The sequence below is a fragment of the Enterococcus sp. DIV1067f genome (genome assembly GCF_050543505.1).
Taxonomy (GTDB): Bacteria; Bacillota; Bacilli; order Lactobacillales; family Enterococcaceae; genus Enterococcus_D; species Enterococcus_D entomosocium.
The window spans coordinates 1698024-1714893 of record NZ_CP172940.1 but is presented as its reverse complement, the minus strand read 5'-3'; the positions used below and the strand labels follow the sequence as shown (position 1 = coordinate 1714893).

General features: G+C 42.9%; 16 protein-coding genes. 3 read left to right on the top strand and 13 right to left on the bottom strand.

From position 1 onward, the window contains the following. Positions 1-82 precede the first annotated feature (82 nt). From cysK to IGJ42_RS07935, 4 genes are all read right to left on the bottom strand, one after another. Positions 83-1012 carry a cysteine synthase A gene (gene cysK, locus IGJ42_RS07950; protein ID WP_005236064.1) on the bottom strand — a complete coding sequence of 310 codons (930 nt, stop codon included), beginning with the start codon at positions 1010-1012 and terminating at the stop codon, positions 83-85. Between the two features lie 200 nt (positions 1013-1212). Next, on the bottom strand, positions 1213-2082 hold the full coding sequence (locus tag IGJ42_RS07945) for a glucosaminidase domain-containing protein (RefSeq protein ID WP_301388730.1): 870 nt from the start codon (positions 2080-2082) through the stop codon (positions 1213-1215). A 371-nt stretch (positions 2083-2453) separates the two neighbouring features. Beyond that, complete coding sequence (gene tkt / locus IGJ42_RS07940; protein WP_430616092.1) at positions 2454-4451, bottom strand: transketolase; 1998 nt, start codon at positions 4449-4451, stop codon at positions 2454-2456. A 100-nt stretch (positions 4452-4551) separates the two neighbouring features. Then, the gene (locus IGJ42_RS07935; protein ID WP_005236078.1) at positions 4552-4791 is read right to left on the bottom strand and encodes a DUF896 family protein; all 240 of its coding nucleotides are present in this window, start codon (positions 4789-4791) and stop codon (positions 4552-4554) included. Between the two features lie 136 nt (positions 4792-4927). Between IGJ42_RS07935 and lexA the strand changes: the two genes are divergently transcribed. Both lexA and IGJ42_RS07925 read left to right on the top strand, forming a co-directional pair. Continuing rightward, complete coding sequence (gene lexA / locus IGJ42_RS07930; RefSeq protein WP_008381880.1) at positions 4928-5548, top strand: transcriptional repressor LexA; 621 nt, start codon at positions 4928-4930, stop codon at positions 5546-5548. Positions 5549-5677: 129 nt separating this feature from the next. Continuing rightward, entirely contained in the window at positions 5678-5890 is a 213-nt protein-coding gene (locus IGJ42_RS07925; RefSeq protein WP_005236082.1) for a hypothetical protein, read from the top strand. A gap of 75 nt (positions 5891-5965) precedes the next feature. On the opposite strand, the gene IGJ42_RS07920 is transcribed toward IGJ42_RS07925, so the two are convergent. From IGJ42_RS07920 to obgE, 7 genes are all read right to left on the bottom strand, one after another. Further along, positions 5966-6478: an adenine phosphoribosyltransferase gene (locus IGJ42_RS07920; protein WP_005226167.1), complete on the bottom strand. Its 513-nt coding sequence runs from the start codon at positions 6476-6478 to the stop codon at positions 5966-5968. 11 nt (positions 6479-6489) lie between these two features. Next, positions 6490-8790, bottom strand: coding sequence for a single-stranded-DNA-specific exonuclease RecJ (gene recJ / locus IGJ42_RS07915; protein ID WP_430616090.1), 2301 nt, complete (start codon positions 8788-8790; stop codon positions 6490-6492). Between the two features lie 147 nt (positions 8791-8937). Then, positions 8938-9375, bottom strand: a complete 438-nt coding sequence (locus IGJ42_RS07910) for a lipopolysaccharide assembly protein LapA domain-containing protein (RefSeq protein ID WP_086299461.1) — start codon at positions 9373-9375, stop codon at positions 8938-8940. Between the two features lie 12 nt (positions 9376-9387). Continuing rightward, positions 9388-10176 carry an SDR family NAD(P)-dependent oxidoreductase gene (locus tag IGJ42_RS07905; RefSeq protein ID WP_016612306.1) on the bottom strand — a complete coding sequence of 263 codons (789 nt, stop codon included), beginning with the start codon at positions 10174-10176 and terminating at the stop codon, positions 9388-9390. Then, complete coding sequence (rnz, locus tag IGJ42_RS07900; protein WP_008381890.1) at positions 10160-11116, bottom strand: ribonuclease Z; 957 nt, start codon at positions 11114-11116, stop codon at positions 10160-10162. Before rnz ends, IGJ42_RS07905 begins: the two co-directional genes overlap by 17 nt. Before the next feature lie 72 nt (positions 11117-11188). Next, a complete protein-coding gene (locus IGJ42_RS07895; protein ID WP_005236092.1) occupies positions 11189-11764 on the bottom strand; it encodes a DUF456 domain-containing protein in 576 nt (191 codons plus the stop codon). Between the two features lie 180 nt (positions 11765-11944). Continuing rightward, positions 11945-13258: a GTPase ObgE gene (gene obgE / locus IGJ42_RS07890; RefSeq protein ID WP_042890376.1), complete on the bottom strand. Its 1314-nt coding sequence runs from the start codon at positions 13256-13258 to the stop codon at positions 11945-11947. Between the two features lie 249 nt (positions 13259-13507). Between obgE and gap the strand changes: the two genes are divergently transcribed. After that, positions 13508-14518 carry a type I glyceraldehyde-3-phosphate dehydrogenase gene (gene gap, locus IGJ42_RS07885; RefSeq protein WP_042890377.1) on the top strand — a complete coding sequence of 337 codons (1011 nt, stop codon included), beginning with the start codon at positions 13508-13510 and terminating at the stop codon, positions 14516-14518. A 50-nt stretch (positions 14519-14568) separates the two neighbouring features. Here gap and IGJ42_RS07880 read toward each other — a convergent pair whose 3' ends face one another. Both IGJ42_RS07880 and IGJ42_RS07875 read right to left on the bottom strand, forming a co-directional pair. After that, complete coding sequence (locus tag IGJ42_RS07880) at positions 14569-15519, bottom strand: alpha/beta hydrolase (protein ID WP_194199951.1); 951 nt, start codon at positions 15517-15519, stop codon at positions 14569-14571. Between the two features lie 177 nt (positions 15520-15696). Beyond that, entirely contained in the window at positions 15697-16788 is a 1092-nt protein-coding gene (locus IGJ42_RS07875) for a DUF871 domain-containing protein (RefSeq protein ID WP_061054147.1), read from the bottom strand. Between the last annotated feature and the right edge of the window lie 82 nt (positions 16789-16870).

The window sequence follows — 16870 nt, the reverse complement described above, 5'->3', positions numbered from 1 at the left end:
AAAACGCTTTTTTCAGCCCGCTTCCGTCCCCTTTTTTCGAGAAAGAAAAGCAGACATTTCAATGCCTGCTTTCTCTCGATTGTTAGTCTTCAAACTGATACAGTGCTGTGGACAAATAACGTTCGCCATTGTCAGGCACGATTGCTAAAACTTTTTTGCCTTTGCCTAGTTCTTTTGCTACCTGTAAAGCAGCTTGGATCGCAGCCCCTGAAGAGATTCCAACTAAAATCCCTTCTTTCATCCCAACTTGCCGTGCAGTTTTCATCGCATCGTCACTGGCAATTGCAATGACTTGATCATAAATTTCGGTATCTAATACTTTAGGGACAAATCCAGTACCGATCCCTTGAATCTTATGCGGTCCTGGCTTACCACCTTCTAAAATCGCAGATTCAGCAGGCTCAACACCAACTATTTTCAAATTAGGATAGACGCGCTTCAGTTCTTTGCCCGCTCCAGTGATCGTTCCACCAGTGCCGATTCCAGCGACAAAAGCATCTAAACCTTTTGATTCAAATGCATCCTCAATTTCTTTTCCTGTCGTTTTTTCATGAATTTCTGGGTTAGCTGGATTTTCAAATTGTAATGGCATATAGTAGCCGTCTTGCTCCGCTAATTCTTTTGCTTTGTTAATGGATCCTGTGATCCCTTCAGACCCAGGCGTCAAAATCAACTCTGCACCATAAGCTTGTACGATTTTCCGTCTTTCGATACTCATCGTTTCTGGCATAACCAACACAACCCGATAGCCTTTTGCCGTACCGATCATGGCTAAACCGATCCCCGTATTTCCTGAGGTTGGCTCGATAATCGTATCGCCGGCTTTCAATAAGCCGCTTTTTTCGGCTTTTTCAATCATGGCTAAAGCAATTCTGTCCTTTACGCTACCCCCAGGATTGAAAAACTCTAATTTCACATACACATCAGCAGAACCTTCTTCTACGATATGATTTAATTTGACGATTGGCGTATGACCAACTAATTCATTGACCGATTGATAGATTTTTGTCATTGAAAATCCCTCCCGTTCTTATTCTTCCATTCTACCTAAAATACCTCGGAGTTGCGAATAAAAAGTAAGCAATTTCAAATTTTTTTTCATATAGTTTTATACTTTGTTCTATTTCCACTGACCAGAGTTTGATTGCCACGTCAAAAAAACCTTAAGATTGGCTGCAATTGTAGCAATCCATCTTAAGGTTTTTAACTTACTTATACGATCAACTCTTGTCCGATAACGATGATCTCACTGGATAATCCATTCGATGCCATCAACGCATCAACGGTTGTTCCAAATCGGTTGGCGATATCCCAAAGCGTATCCCCAGAAGCAACTTGATAGCTCTGTGCTGAAGATGTACTACCTGAATACGTGGTCGTCGTTGTTTCGCTGGTCGTTGTGCTAGTTGTGTTTGTCCAGGCTGTATTTTGTGTCGTTCCTGTATCGAACCGTGTAAGCTGATAGGTTTCGATCAACCAGTTCAGTTTTTGTGCGTAACCTGGATCGGTAGCATAACGTCCCGTCAAGTAATTCGTTGCATCATAAAATGAGGTTGTTTGGCTTTTCCAGACACCACTGTAATGAGCAGTCCCTGTCGCGAAACTTGTACTTCGCAAGACGTTCGCATGATCCTGAAACGATTCCCAATAAGAGTTATATTGACGAAACGGTTCATTCATCTCTACCCACTGACCATTCAAATACTCTTGGGTAGGCATATACACACTTTGTCCGTTGTAACTGCCTTTGACCCCAAATAAATTGTAATAGGGGGCATTGGATAATGCGGAAGAACCATAGCCGCTTTCCAAAATCGCTTGAGCGATCATCACAGAAGCATATAGATCATTGTTGGCAGCAACATCTTGTGCTGACCAGCCAATTTGTTCGATGAACCCTGAGATGTCCTGCGTCGCATATTGATTCTCAGCAGCTTGTACCTGTTGAGGAACGAAAGTGACCGTCATTGGCGCTAACATCATTCCTGCACCCATCAAAGAGACCACCACCTTTTTACTAGGTCTTTTCATCGTCTTCTTTGGTTGATGATGTCTTTCACTTCTTGTTTGATAACTTCCCATCTTTTTCCTCCAGTAACTGTACGTTTTTTCAAATAAATCAATACAGCTATTATACGGAAAAATGCCTAGCAGTGCAAACAATGTTCACTTCCGACCCGACAAAAGACTTTTAAAAAACTTTCTGGACATCCCTCTCAGTTTGTTAATTACTGAGAAGTTTTTAAAAAAACTATTAGAATGGAATTGTATTGCTTCTCTCTTACTATTAAAAGAGTCTATATCTTGTGGTGAAACCATTTTTCAGAAATCTTAGCCACTACTACCTTAAATAAGTCACTCTGGCACTTTCAGAGTGAGCAGTACTCGAAAAAAACACGCTCGAAAATCGAAAAGATTCTCGAACGTGCTAGCTTTGATTGATTGTCGATCAATTAATCGATTGATTTAAAAGTATTCACAACATTTTCAACACTAAAGCCGAATTCTGCTAATACTTTGTCGCCAGGTGCTGATGCACCGAAGTGATCGATCGCGATCACTTTTCCATGGCAACCGGTGTAACGTTCCCAACCAAATGGGGAAGCCGCTTCAATCGCTACCCGTTTCTTCACTGCTTTTGGCAAGACGCTTTCTTTGTATTCTGAGCTTTGCGCTTCAAACAGATCAAAGCTTGGTAAGGAGACCACCGATACATCGATGCCTTCTTCTGCCAATTTAGCTTGTGCTTGAACCGCAAGATTCACTTCAGAACCTGTGGCGATCAAAATCCCCGCTGGTGTTTCACCAGCTTGTTTTGAAATCACGTAGCCACCTTTTGCGACATTTTCATCCGCACCGGTTTGCGTGCCTTCGATCACTGGTAGATTTTGTCGGCTTAAGACTAAGACCGTTGGTTTATCCGTTGTCGTCATGGCCAATTTCCAGGCAGCACGGGTTTCATTGCCGTCTGCTGGACGAATCACTTGGACATTTGGCATGCACCGGACGCTGGCTAATTGCTCGATTGGCTCATGCGTCGGTCCATCTTCTCCCACCGCCACGGAGTCATGCGTCAAGACATAGATCACAGGTGCATGCTGGATCGCAGACAAGCGCACCGCTGGACGCAAGTAATCAACGAAGACGAAGAAGGTTCCGCCATAGATTCGCGTACCGCCATGCAATTGGATGCCGTTCATCGCTGCCGCCATCGCAAATTCTCGGACACCAAACCAAATGTTGCGGCCTTCGTATTGGCCAGGTTCAAAGTCTTTTTCTGCTGCCACCATCGTGTTGTTGGATCCAGAAAGGTCAGCCGATCCACCCCAGAGACTAGGGACGGCTTTGGATAAGGCTTGGATCATCTCTTTGCTGGATACTCGACTAGCTTGTGAGCTGCCAACTTCGTAGCTTGGTAATGCTGCATCCCAATCTGCTGGCAATTCACCCGCAAAGGCTTGTTTGAATTGCGCCGCAAGTTCTGGGTAGGCTGCTTCATAGGCATGGAAAGTTTCGTTCCAAGCGGCTTCAGCTTTTTGTCCTTCATCGATCATGGTTTCTTTGAAGCGCGCGGCAACTTCTTCAGGTACGGTAAATTCTGGGTATTCCCAACCATAAATCGCTTTGGCTGCAGAAATGCCTTCGGCACCGATCGGCGCACCATGAACGGCAGAGGTGCCTTGATTTGGCGCACCGTATCCGATCACAGTCTTGATTTCGATCAAGGTTGGTTTGTCGCTTTCAGCTTTTGCTTCGTCGATCGCTTTCGAGATCGCTTCTAAATCATTGCCGTCTTCAACGAGAATGTGTTGCCAGCCATACGCTTCAAAACGCGCACCGACATTTTCTGTAAAGGCTTTTGAAGTTGGGCCATCTAGGGAGATGTCATTTGAATCGTACAAGACGATCAGTTTGTCTAATTTCATGTGACCAGCCATGGATGCAGCTTCTTGCGAAACACCTTCCATCAAGTCGCCATCGCCACATAAAGCGTAGGTATAGTGATCGATGACTTGATACTTTTCGCGATTATAGGTTGCAGCCAAGTGGGCTTCGGCCATTGCCATACCGACTGCCATGGCGATCCCTTGTCCTAAAGGTCCAGTGGTTGCTTCCACGCCGTCTGTGTGATCGACTTCTGGATGTCCTGGCGTGCGGCTATCCCATTGACGGAAGTTTTTTAGATCCTCAATGGTCACATCGTAACCAGACACATGCAACAAGCTGTACAATAGCGCCGAACCGTGTCCAGCAGACAAAACAAAGCGGTCACGATCCACCCAGTTGCGAGAAGTCGTTGGATTGACTTTCAAGTGTTTCGTCCACAAGGCATAGGCCATGGGTGCTGCCCCCATCGGTAATCCTGGATGTCCTGAATTGGCTTTTTGTACGGCTTCGATACTTAATGTACGAAGGGTGTTCACTCCTAATTGATCGATTTTATCAAACAATGGTAGTTCCTCCTAATTTAGGTTTTTTTTACCTTTATTACATCTTTTATTATACGTGATTCAGATGCTTATTTCAATAGCAATGAAAAGGAATTCACAATTATCTGCCGTGGAGACCTTTTTTCTTTTGAATCTCTTTTAATTTCTCTGGTGTCACATCAGCACCTTCAGGATCAACGATCTTCATTCCTTCGATATGGTGACGCATTCCTCCACGAAAGGCGGTTAAATACTCGTCACGTAGAACTTTTTGTTCGTTCGTTTCTGCCTCAGTCAAACCCTCTGTTTTTTTCTTGTTGGCAAGTTCATTGATTCGAGCTAATTTTTCTTGAGATAGCATATTCGTTCCTCCTTTTCCCTCTTGATTTTACTACAAACTAGCGAATAAAAACAATAGTGTAAAAAGCGAACATTTGTTTGAATATTCGATATACCTATGGTACACTAATGTTATCAAATGAAAGAAGGTGTCAGTTTTGGCAAAACGAACAGAAAATCGACAAATCGAAATTCTTAAGTTCATTCATACCCGTGTCACTGAAAAAGGCTATCCGCCGACTGTTCGCGAAATTGGCGAAGCCGTTCAGTTATCTTCTACCTCAACTGTTCATGGCCATTTGTCCCGACTTGAAAAAAAGGGGTTGATCTTGCGAGATCCTACAAAACCCAGAGCCATTGAATTAACTTCTTCCGGTCTTGAAAAAATCGATGTTCAGCCAGCATCCATTCCGATGCTTGGTGTCGTAACTGCGGGAGAACCGATTTTAGCAGTGGAAGATGCATCCGATTTCTTTCCGATTCCGCCAGATTTAGCAAATAGTACCGGTAGTTTGTTTATGTTGACGATCCGAGGAGAAAGTATGATCAATGCTGGCATCCTTGACGGCGATCAAGTGATCGTTCGCAAACAACAAAGTGCGCAAAATGGTGATATTGTGATCGCTATGACAGATGAAGATGAAGCTACTTGCAAACGATTCTATAAAGAAAAGAATTACATTCGTTTACAACCGGAAAATGATTACTTAGAACCAATCATTTTGCCTGACGTAACGATTTTAGGATTGGTTGTTGGGTTGTATCGACATCTGCTTTGATGCTCAACGAGCTGACTAGGAAATCTTCGTTTTTACGAAGATTTTTTTTCTTTCCTCTTTACAAACCGAACAAACATTCGTATAATAAGCATACAAACATAAGTTCGTATTATTTAAGGAGTGAATGAGATGAAAGCAGTTCGTCGATTTGGTTTTATGTTATGGGTTTTATTGATGGGTATTGTTATTGGCTATTTTGGCGTTCTAAGTGCTGTTCTGATTTTTTGTCCTCTAATGATGCTTTGGTTCATGCTATGGGATGAAAAGAAATTCCGCCAAGCAGAGCGCAAACGTAACCGCCATTATTATCACGATCATGATTTTTATCGTTACGAACCATGATCCTTCCCCTACATACGCCATAAGGCAGAAGAAACAAAAAAGGACTCCTGCGAGTCCTTTTTTGTTTCTTCTTTTTTAGTATTCCATTAACGTCTTGATTTCAACACCTTGGATTTTATCTCTTCCATGTAAATCCATTAGTTCGATCAAAAAGGCACAGCCCACAACGATACCGCCTAGTTTTTCTACGAGTTCAATCGTTGCTTTGATCGTTCCGCCAGTTGCTAGTAGATCGTCACAAATCAAGACACGTTGTCCTGGTTTGATAGCATCGGCATGCAACGTCAAAACATCCACGCCATACTCTTTTTCATACTCTGCTTCAATGGTTTCCCGTGGCAATTTGCCTTTTTTACGTACTGGGGCAAAGCCGACACCTAACTGGTACGCAACTGGGCAACCAACGATAAATCCGCGGGCTTCTGGTCCTACCACCATATCGATGCCTTTTTCTTGTGCATACTCAACGATCTGCTGTGTCGCATAACGATACGCTTCTCCATCAGCCATTAGCGGCGAGATGTCCCGAAAAATAATTCCCTCTTGGGGATAATCCGGAATACTAGCAATATACTCTTTTAAATCCATTTTTTTTCCTCCTAGACTGTCAACCACTGACGTAGGGTTGATAAATCACTCATTAATAAAAATTCTTCTGTTTTGATCATTTTTTGTCGTTGCTGATACAAATGACTCTCTGTCAGCGGACGAGAAACAGGATCAGCCGTTTTATTCAAAACACCATCTTGTATTGTAACAAATTCCAGCTCAGAAAACACCTGAATCATAAAAATAAGTAATTTTTCTGGAATTTTTAGATAGTTAGCGACCATCTTTAATTTGTAGCGAATATCCAAACGAGGCTGCTGCTTGATCAATTGAAAAAGCCGACCATATTGCTCTCTGGTTCCTACCCCGTCTAAATAGGCATCTTCCGTCGAGTAAAACACAAACGCAATTCTTGAAGCATGAAGCGCTTGAACGACCTCTTTGATCACAGCAATATCAGCAGGACAATCTAAAAACGCGATCTCTTGGAACGGACCAGCACAAAATGTATCTTTCACAGCAGCCACCGAGTCGAATAAGATCGTTTGTCCACAAAATCCTTGCAGCTCTCGAGGCAGTTTCTTATTGAAAACGACCCCTAATGTTTCATTTCCCAGAGAGACACCTTGCCGACTCCTTTTCGAACGATAATCAAACAACTGCAGCCCTTCCACTGCAAAGTCATCCAACATCAGCTGCGGTTTTTTGTTGCCATTCCATTCATTGATTGAAAGCTGACCGACGATCGATAGTCGATCATTTTCAAACTCTACTGAGTCTTTTCCAAAACCAAAGCCAATCACATCTAGCTGTAGATTGGACTCATCTGTCATCACTAACTTCAAGTGCTGGTTTTCGGTACCAATCTGGCGGGCATTTTGAGTCGATAAATTGGAAAACAGAAATTTCGGTAACGGATTGTCCGTTCCGAAAGGCGCTAAAACGTTTAAAGACTCAATAAAGTTGATCGATACTTCCGCCAATGGCAGTTCCTCATCGATCGCTAAGGGGATTCCCTGACTAAGATCAATTCCATTTTCTTCCACATAGCGATTCATCTGAGCTTGTAGCATGTCCAAATGATCAATCGGGATACTTAAGCCAACCGCCGCATGATGACCACCAAAACTGGTAAACATGTCTTTCATCGTAGCCAACATTTCAAATAGATTCAACGCAGCGACACTTCTACCTGACCCTTTTGCTAACCCATTTTCTTTTTTGGTCAAAACAATCACGGGCTGTCCGGTACTTTGCATGATACGTCCAGCTACGATTCCTAAAACCCCTTCGTGCCAGTTATCACCTACGACCAGATGAACATGATTGGCAGGGTCGATTTTTTCTTGCGCTTCTTTCATGATTTCTTCAACGAAAGTTTTTCGCTGCTGATTGATCGTATCTAATGTCTTGGCTAAGGTTACTGCTTCTTCTTCATCAAATGTGGTTAACAAACGAACAGCAGGATTAGGATCTTCCAACCGACCAATTGCATTGAGGCGGGGGCCAACAGCAAAACCAATATCGATTTCGTTGACTGTTCGTTTTTTCAATCCACTGACCGTCAACAACTCATTCAAACCAAGCCGATCAGTTTGTTGGATCATTTTCAGGCCATTGCTGACTAGTAGTCGATTCTCATCTGTCAAAGAAACCATATCAGCAATCGTCCCAATTGCAACAAGGTCCAGCAGTTCGACGGGCACTTCTTCTAATAGGGCACAAGCCACTTTAAATGCGACACCGACTCCCGCTAAATCACCAAACGGATAGTTTCCTTCAGGGTGACGGGGATGAACGATGGCAAAGGCTTCTGGGAGTTCTGCAGGAAGTTCATGGTGATCCGTCACGATCACATCGACCCCTTGCCCTTGAGCATAAGCAATTGCCTCATGTCCAGATACCCCATTATCAACGGTGATGATCAATTGAGTCCCTGCCGCAATTTTATCTTGATAGACAGTTATGTTGGGACCATACCCATCTGAAAAGCGATTGGGCAGATAATATTCAGCTTCAGCCCCTAGCAACTCCAGTGTTTCTTTTAATACGGTGGTGCTCGTAATCCCATCTGCGTCATAGTCGCCATAAATCAAGATCCGCTCACCATTTAAAATGGCTTCATGGATCCGTTCCACGGCCTTATCCATATCATGAAAGAGAAACGGATCATGAAGGTATTGCAGATCCGTTGATAAAAAAGCGGCTAGCGCTTCTGCTGTTCGAATATTTCTTTGCCATAGCAACGCGCCGATGCGCTCAGGAATCTTTCTTGCTTGGATCAATTCTTTAAATACAGGGGTAGCTTCGCTATCTTGCGGTCGCACCCAATGAAAATTTGCACGTTTCACCAAATCACTCCTAACTAGGTTATTATAGCAAAGTTTATGTAAAAAGGAAAAACAACGAAAGAAACAATTTATTTTTTCATATCACAAAAAAGAGCTTGCAGCGAACGATGCGCCGGCAAACTCTTTTCTTAATTGCTCTCATGTATTCTAGGCTTGCGATTCAAAAGACTTCATTTCTTCATCAATCGTTGGCGGCGTTGAGGCGCCTGCAGCACGTGACGAAAGTTGCGCTTCTTGATCGTCGAGTTGTTGCTGCCTAGCTGCTAACTCCGCCTGCTTGTTGGTATATTCTCGTTCCAAGGCTTCTCGTTCATCTTGCAGAACTTTCTCGTTATTCGTGCGATAATCCGAGAGCTCTTTTCTCAATTGTTTTAGTTCTTTTTTTTGACGGAACATTGCACTTGTGGAAACCAGCAACAAAATCAATGCGCCTAACAAAGCAGAACCAATAATGACTAAGATCAGTGGCGATTGAATCGTTGTGAAGCCAAAATTGATCGGAACAGTCATATTGTTTGCAACCGCAAATAAAACGATCACTAAAATCAGTAAAATACCAACGATAACACGCCATTGATTTTTCATGGGTTTCAACTCCTATTTTTTGTTGAACATCGTTCCTGCCATATAATCCCCGATTGCAGGAAACAGTGTATACAGTTTTGCTGCCGCCCCTAAAATATGTGGGCGATTGATTTCTCGTTTTGGATGAATCATGGCTTTGACGATCGTTTGTGCCAATTTGTTTGGTTCAAGGACAAGGCTGCCCACCGATGATAAGTAACTACCGCTAGGATCTGCTTGGTCAAAGAATGCCGTTTCGATCGGCCCTGGGTTGACCGTTGTTACGTTGATCCCCAGTGGTTTTAGTTCTAAACGTAAGGCGTTAGAAAAACCAAGTACAGCAAATTTCGTTGCAGAGTAAACTGCGGTCTTCGGCGTAGCGATCTTACCCGCAATTGAAGCAACGTTTATGATATGACCATGCTTTTGTTCAGCCATTTGAATCGCAACTTGCTGAGTCAAAACCATCATCCCAAGTACATTGACTTCAAACATATTACGGATGACCGCAGGATCCATCTCTGTAAACTCTTGAAAGATCCCATAGCCAGCATTATTGACAAAGACATCGATCTTTCCGACTTTCTCACTGATTTTTTCTAATAAGCGCTCCACGCTTTCAGGATTTGCTACGTCCAATTGAAACGCATACGCTTCTTTGCCGCTTAATTCCATACATTGCTCTTTGACTTTCCCAATCAAATTCGTCCTCCGGGCACAAGTCACGACGATCGCACCACGTTTTGCGGCTTCATAACAGATTTGTTCTCCAAGTCCGGCAGAACCTCCTGTTACAACGACAACTTTATTCTCCAAGTTCATCTGATTCTTCCTCTCCGGCAAAAGGGATCTCGACAACATCAAAATCTTTGACGATCAACGTATTCGGAAATACTTCTTTTGCTTCATTTACTAAATTTGTAATATCTTTGCCAACATAGCGCGCGCTGATATGGGTCAATAGCAAACGCTTGGCGTGAGCTTCTTGGGCAACTTCAGCAGCTTGTCGCGTCGTCGAATGAAAATAAGCGCGAGCCAACTTGGCTTCTTCTTTGTTGAAGGTACTTTCATGTACCAAAACATCCGCATCTTTCGCTAAAAGCACGGCGTTTTGACATTTACGGGTGTCACCTAATATTGTCACGATCCGTCCTTTTTTGGCTTGACCTAAAAAATCAGCCCCATTGATTTGACGACCATCATCGAGGGTAACTACTTCACCTTTTTTCAAACGTCCGAAGACAGGACCAGGTTTCAGCCCAAGTTCAAGCAATGCTTGCACTTGCAACTCCCCTTGATGGCTTGCTTCGACAATACGATAGCCAAAACTATCAATCCCGTGATCAAGGCGCAGACAAGATACTTCAAATTGCTGATCTTTAAAAAGAATCCCTTCTTCTTCAATCTCAAAAAAATGCAATGGATAGCTGACTTTCGTCTGAGAAATCCGCAAAACGGTTTGAATGTATGCTTTGATCCCCTTGGGTCCATAAATCTCTAGAGGTGTGTCTCCGCCTTGAAAGGAGCGGCTGCTGATCAATCCTGGCAATCCATAAATATGATCACCATGAAGATGGGTAATAAAGATTTTTTCAATCTTTCTCGGTCTAATCGTAGAATGCAAGATCTGCATTTGTGTCCCTTCGCCACAATCAAAAAGCCAAACGGCATTACGTTCATCTAATAATCGTAACGCAGTGCTGGTCACGTTTCGATGTTTCGCAGGCACTCCAGCACCTGTTCCTAAAAATTCTAATTCCATAAGCTTCTTTCCTTTCATCTCTTTCCAATTTTAGCGGAAAAGAAATCAAGTTGCAATTGAAGCTTGCGGTTTTTATTTCTCGGATTGGCTATCGGATTCATCGTTATGGGAATTTTTCCAATCCTCTTGAACACGTGCCTTGGTGGATTCTTCGACTTTTTTGGCCGTCTCGATCTCTGCCTCGACATCATCGTAGTCAAAACGAGTGATGTCACCGCCTAATTCATTCATGATCAGTTGGTTCAAAGGACGATTGTCCTCTTCATCGGCAATCAATAATAACCCCGTATCGCCTACACCAATTTGGTTTCCGACGTGTTCGAAGAGCATTTGCGCATTTTGGATCTCTTTTGCGTCACGAGTAGCACCGATCATACTACCGCCAAACCAGCCCAGCATGATTCCCAAAGGCCCACCTAACACACCAACGAGCATCCCGATCAAACCACCAGTTGATGTCTTATTGTTTCCAGTAAAATCAAGAAAATCCTCGACTTTAAATTGATGTACGCCTTCATTGGTATGGGTAAGAACCGCCATTTGCTCTCCTTTGATCTTTCGTTCCATATGCATCCGTTTCACTTCAGAAAAGGCTTGATACGCTTTGGCACTAGCATCAAAGTTCATTACAATGACTCGTTTTGACATAAAAATCGCTCCCTTTGGTTTATTTGTTCTTTTCTTTATTTTAACAGTAAATCATTTAAATGAAAAAAGAAACCAAAAAGACTGCTGATCATTGATTTCTTAGAGAAAATCAATGATCAGCAGTCAAAACCAATTCAACTATGAAGGATTTTTTTAAAAAAATGATGTTCTTTTAAACGCTTATTCGACAAACTCAAATTCAAAATTACCGATACGCACAATATCACCGTCTTTGGCACCTCTCGCACGCAATGCTTCATCGACACCCAATCCACGTAATTGACGAGCAAAACGCATCACAGTCTCATCGTGATCAAAGTTCGTCATTTGGAATAGTTTTTCGATTTTCTCACCGCTCAAGATCCAAGTTGCATCAGGATCGCGATCGATTGCAAACTCCGGTTCATCCGATTGGAAGCCGTAATGAACCACATCTTCTTCGATTTCTTCATCGTACAAGAGGAACTCAGGAGTGACTTCCAATAGATCCGCTGTCGCATTCAGCAAGGCATCGATTCCCTTACGAGTGACACCAGAGATTGGGAAAATCATTGGTTCATCCGCGAACTCATCCGTTTTTTCTTTTGCCAGCTGCTCTTTGAAAAGGGCTAGGTTTTCTTCAGCATCCGGCATATCCATCTTATTGGCAACGATGATCTGTGGGCGCTCTAGTAAGCGCAAGTTATGGGTCGACAATTCATTGTTGATGGATAAATAGTCTTCATATGGATCGCGCCCTTCCATGCCGCTCATATCGATCACATGTAAAATGACCCGCGTCCGTTCGATATGACGTAAAAACTGAGTCCCTAAACCAACGCCTTGCGAAGCACCTTCGATCAAGCCAGGCAGATCGGCTACTGCAAAACTACGACCATCAGTGGTCGTTACCATGCCTAAATTTGGCACCAGTGTTGTAAAATGATACGCGCCGATTTTTGGCCGAGCAGAGGAAATCACAGAGAGTAATGTGGACTTCCCAACCGAAGGGAAACCAACTAAACCAACATCTGCTAAGACTTTTAATTCGAGCTCGATTTTTCTTTCTTGACCGGGTTCACCGTTCTCAGCTAATTCTGGTGCTGGGTTTTTAGGAGAGGCAAACCGAATGTTCCCACGGCCGCCCCGCCCGCCTTTTGCGATTACTAATGTTTGACCTTGCTCAATCAAATCACCTAATAAGGCACCTGTTTCAGCATCACGAACGGTGGTGCCTTGAGGTACTTTGATGTAAGTATCATCTGAGCCACGGCCGTGCATTCCTTTACTCATGCCATTTTCCCCGGGTTGCGCTTTAAAATGACGATTAAAGCGGAAATCCATTAATGTACGCAAACCTTCGTCTACGACTAAAATGACATCACCGCCACGTCCCCCGTCCCCACCTGCGGGTCCGCCGTCTGGGACATATTTCTCTCGGCGAAAAGCAACCATTCCGTCGCCGCCTTTTCCTGCTTTGACATCGATTGTCACTTGATCTAAAAACATGGACATTATTTGTCCTCCATTCTTTTTTTACTACCTTCTATACTTTTTGATTATCAGTTATCTCACTTTAAGTGGTTACTATTTCTCTAATAAGAAAGTCTATTTTATTGTAACGACCGAAACGCCTTTTGTCTATCTTTTCTCATGGGTTTCCGTAAGAAATCGCGAATTCTTAAGGGTTATTCTTTGACAGTCACAGGAAATCGTAGCAAACTTTTAAGTGTACCAGTACACAATCAAAGGAGGAAACAAGAAATGACAGTAAAAGTTGGAATCAATGGTTTTGGACGAATTGGACGTTTAGCTTTTCGTAGGATCAGAGAAGTTTCTGCCGATATTGAAGTTGTGGCAATCAATGATTTAACAAGCCCCGTAATGTTAGCACATCTATTGCAATTTGACTCGACCCACGGCACGTACCCTGGAACTGTTACTGCAACGGATAATGCTATCGTTGTCGATGGCAAAGAGACCCGAGTGTACGCTGAACCAGACGCAAGCAAAATCCCCTGGGCAAAAGAAAATGGCGTCGATATCGTATTAGAATGTACGGGTTTTTACACTTCCGCAGAAAAAGCCCAGGCCCATCTTGATGCAGGTGTCAAACGAGTCGTTATCTCCGCACCAGCTGGTAATATGAAAACGATCGTTTACAATGTCAACTCAGACACGTTAACACCGGATGATACTATCATATCCGCAGGTTCTTGTACGACCAACTGCTTAGCTCCAATGGCCTACTTTTTAAATGAGGAATTCGGGATCGAAGTTGGCACGATGACGACGGTTCATGCGTATACTTCTACTCAAATGCTATTGGATGGTCCTGTAAAAGGCGGAAACTTAAGAGCCGCTCGTTCCGCTGCTGACAACACGATCCCTCACTCAACGGGTGCCGCCAAAGCAATCGGTTTGGTTATCCCAGAATTAAATGGCAAATTACAAGGCCACGCCCAACGGGTTCCTGTCGTCGATGGTTCTTTAACAGAATTAGTCTCAATTTTGAAAACCAAAGTAACCGCCGATGAAGTCAATGAAGCGATCAGAAAACACACCGTCGATAATCCGTCATTCGGTTACGATGACCGTGAAATCGTCTCTGGAGATGTGATTGGTACCACTCAAGGGTCTATCTTTGATCCGACACAAACAGAAGTAACCACTGCTGGCGATTTCCAACTGGTGAAAACCGTCGCTTGGTATGATAATGAATACGGCTTTACTTGCCAAATGATTCGCTTGCTAGAAGAATTTGCTCGTTTATAAGCTAAAGGTCAAGCAAAAAGTGCCGGTTCTTTTTTAGAACCGGCACTTTTTTATTCATTTGCTGGATGATCGTATTTGTCCAAAAAAGCTGCAATTTTTTCTTTATAAAGGTCTGGATCTGTTTTGTAGCTTTTCGCATGCTCGGCACCTGAAACAACCCACTTTTCTTTTGGTGCATCGGTCGCGTTATACAAAATATCCAGCATCGAATAAGGAACAAACGTATCCGCATCGCCATGGATAAAAAAGATCGGACGCGTATTCTTTTGCAGTTGTTTGACTGCATCTGCTTCACCGAAGAAATACCCCGCTCGGATTTTTGTGACAAGACTAGTGACATTCATCAATGGAAAGGCCGGTAGACCAAACAATTGATCGAGTTGATAACCCAATTCTTCATTGACGTTGGTATACCCACAATCTTCAATAATAGAAGTGACATTTTTCGGTAAGTCTTCCCCACTGGTCATCATTACCGTGGCAGCCCCCATACTGATGCCATACAAAGTGATCGTTTCTTCAGAACCATTTTTTGCGAGTACCTCATCGATCCATTGCAAATAATCCTTACGTTCGTGCCACCCAAAACCAATATAATCTCCTTCGCTTTGACCATGCCCTCGAGCGTCTGGAACCAAGACATTATAGCCTAAATCATGATACATCTTAGCGTAGTCCGCCATCGTTTCTGCGTTCCCCATATAGCCATGCGCGATGATCGCCGTTTTCCCACGATTCTTCTCCTCCGCCGGTAGATGAATGGCGGATAATTTTAAATCATCTTCAGAAGTTAGCTGCCACATCTCACGATTTGCTGGATCTGTAAACCAATTTTGCGATTCATTTCCCGTCTGATTTTCATCAGTACCAGGGGTATCTCCTTCCAAGAAATCTTTTTCTGAAGGAACCACCGCATAATCATAAAAATAGTTTCCTGCATACCCTAACCCCGCAATTGCTAATACAGCCACTCCGATGGCAATCTTCCAGCGCAATTTCACACTTGTCACGTCCTCTTGTTATATAGTTTACATAATATTATTATGGTTTCATCATTCCTCAAGGAAAGAACCCACTACATAAATTACCGTTTTTTGCTCATGTTTGTCAATCGCAAGCGCCCAAAAAGAAAACCATTGCCAACAATCTTTGTTGGCAATGGTTGATTTTCGTGGTAATTAGTTATTTTCGACCAATTTAAAACTTGACCAAGGTTTCAAAAATTCTAATAAGAATAGTTCCTCATCAGCGATCTTACCAACGACATTGACTCGACCATCATTTTTCATTGCTTTCAAGGCGATTTGCGTCTCCCCTTTGTATTGTCCATAGCCAGCATTATCGATCAAGACATCCCCTCTTACCATATCACGGGTATCATGAGGTGGAAATTCCTTGTCTTTATAATAGATCCGCGTCATCGTTGAACGCAAGATGTATTCCGAACGATCTCCTCGATAGCTGTGCAGATTATCGAAGAGACAAATTCGTTCATCTTCAGTGATTCCGTCAACGACATCGACTCTTAATGTCGGATAATCCGCGTGAAACGCTTCAGCCATTGCTGCCAATTCTGCTTCTGAAGCATAGGCATTTCCAACAGAGATATCATCGATCAAACCCGTCAACACTAAATGTTTGACTTGCGTAGCTAGTGGCAGATCACGATGATCTTCCAAAGAGCATAAACCATCTTGTGTTGGCCATGGACCGAAATCAGCTTCGTGAGAATTCACGAAAGCCATCGTATTTAAATTGTATTTGCGGAATTTTTCCGAACAAAAAACGAAATGGTCGTAGCCTAACCCTGAATAGCGATGAGGATAGAAGTTATGCGAGCCTAGTAAATTTTCAGTATTAGGTGAATAACTCATGATGTTATCCACGTAGCTCGTACCACTGCTCATATTGATTTCGATTTTGATCCCGTAAGGATTACGCGTCATTTTGGCTTCTTCTGAACCAGTAAAACCAATATCTAACCGAACACCGTAAGCCCCCATCTCATCAAAGAAGGATAAATCATCATAAGAAATACCTAGCTGTTCGAATAAACCAGGATTGATATCTACCATGACTTCCATTTCTAACTGATTGGCATAATCCACGACTTGTTTAAAGTCTGCCAAGACTTTTTCTTTGTCATCGTTGATTTGCAGCAAACTGGTAAATACCCGTTTAAAGCCGTATTTGTGTGCCAAGTCTAAATACGCTTTGTCCTTTTCAAACGTTGAGCGCTCTGGATAAATCGATATCCCTAATTTTCCCATCAAAAAAACCTCCTGTAAATTCTATCCGTTTATTATAATGAATCCTCTTTCATTATAGCAAACATCTAAAAAGTGGTCTACA

What these genes read in the sequence shown, in the direction of transcription:
- cysK (WP_005236064.1), bottom strand. Translation starts at nt 1,012, where the DNA reads ATGACAAAAATCTATCAATCGGTCAATGAATTAGTTGGTCATACGCCA.
- IGJ42_RS07945 (WP_301388730.1), bottom strand. Translation starts at nt 2,082, where the DNA reads ATGGGAAGTTATCAAACAAGAAGTGAAAGACATCATCAACCAAAGAAG.
- IGJ42_RS07935 (WP_005236078.1), bottom strand. Translation starts at nt 4,791, where the DNA reads ATGCTATCTCAAGAAAAATTAGCTCGAATCAATGAACTTGCCAACAAG.
- IGJ42_RS07925 (WP_005236082.1), top strand. Translation starts at nt 5,678, where the DNA reads ATGAAAGCAGTTCGTCGATTTGGTTTTATGTTATGGGTTTTATTGATG.
- IGJ42_RS07920 (WP_005226167.1), bottom strand. Translation starts at nt 6,478, where the DNA reads ATGGATTTAAAAGAGTATATTGCTAGTATTCCGGATTATCCCCAAGAG.
- IGJ42_RS07910 (WP_086299461.1), bottom strand. Translation starts at nt 9,375, where the DNA reads ATGAAAAATCAATGGCGTGTTATCGTTGGTATTTTACTGATTTTAGTG.
- IGJ42_RS07905 (WP_016612306.1), bottom strand. Translation starts at nt 10,176, where the DNA reads ATGAACTTGGAGAATAAAGTTGTCGTTGTAACAGGAGGTTCTGCCGGA.
- rnz (WP_008381890.1), bottom strand. Translation starts at nt 11,116, where the DNA reads ATGGAATTAGAATTTTTAGGAACAGGTGCTGGAGTGCCTGCGAAACAT.
- IGJ42_RS07895 (WP_005236092.1), bottom strand. Translation starts at nt 11,764, where the DNA reads ATGTCAAAACGAGTCATTGTAATGAACTTTGATGCTAGTGCCAAAGCG.
- obgE (WP_042890376.1), bottom strand. Translation starts at nt 13,258, where the DNA reads ATGTCCATGTTTTTAGATCAAGTGACAATCGATGTCAAAGCAGGAAAA.
- gap (WP_042890377.1), top strand. Translation starts at nt 13,508, where the DNA reads ATGACAGTAAAAGTTGGAATCAATGGTTTTGGACGAATTGGACGTTTA.
- IGJ42_RS07875 (WP_061054147.1), bottom strand. Translation starts at nt 16,788, where the DNA reads ATGGGAAAATTAGGGATATCGATTTATCCAGAGCGCTCAACGTTTGAA.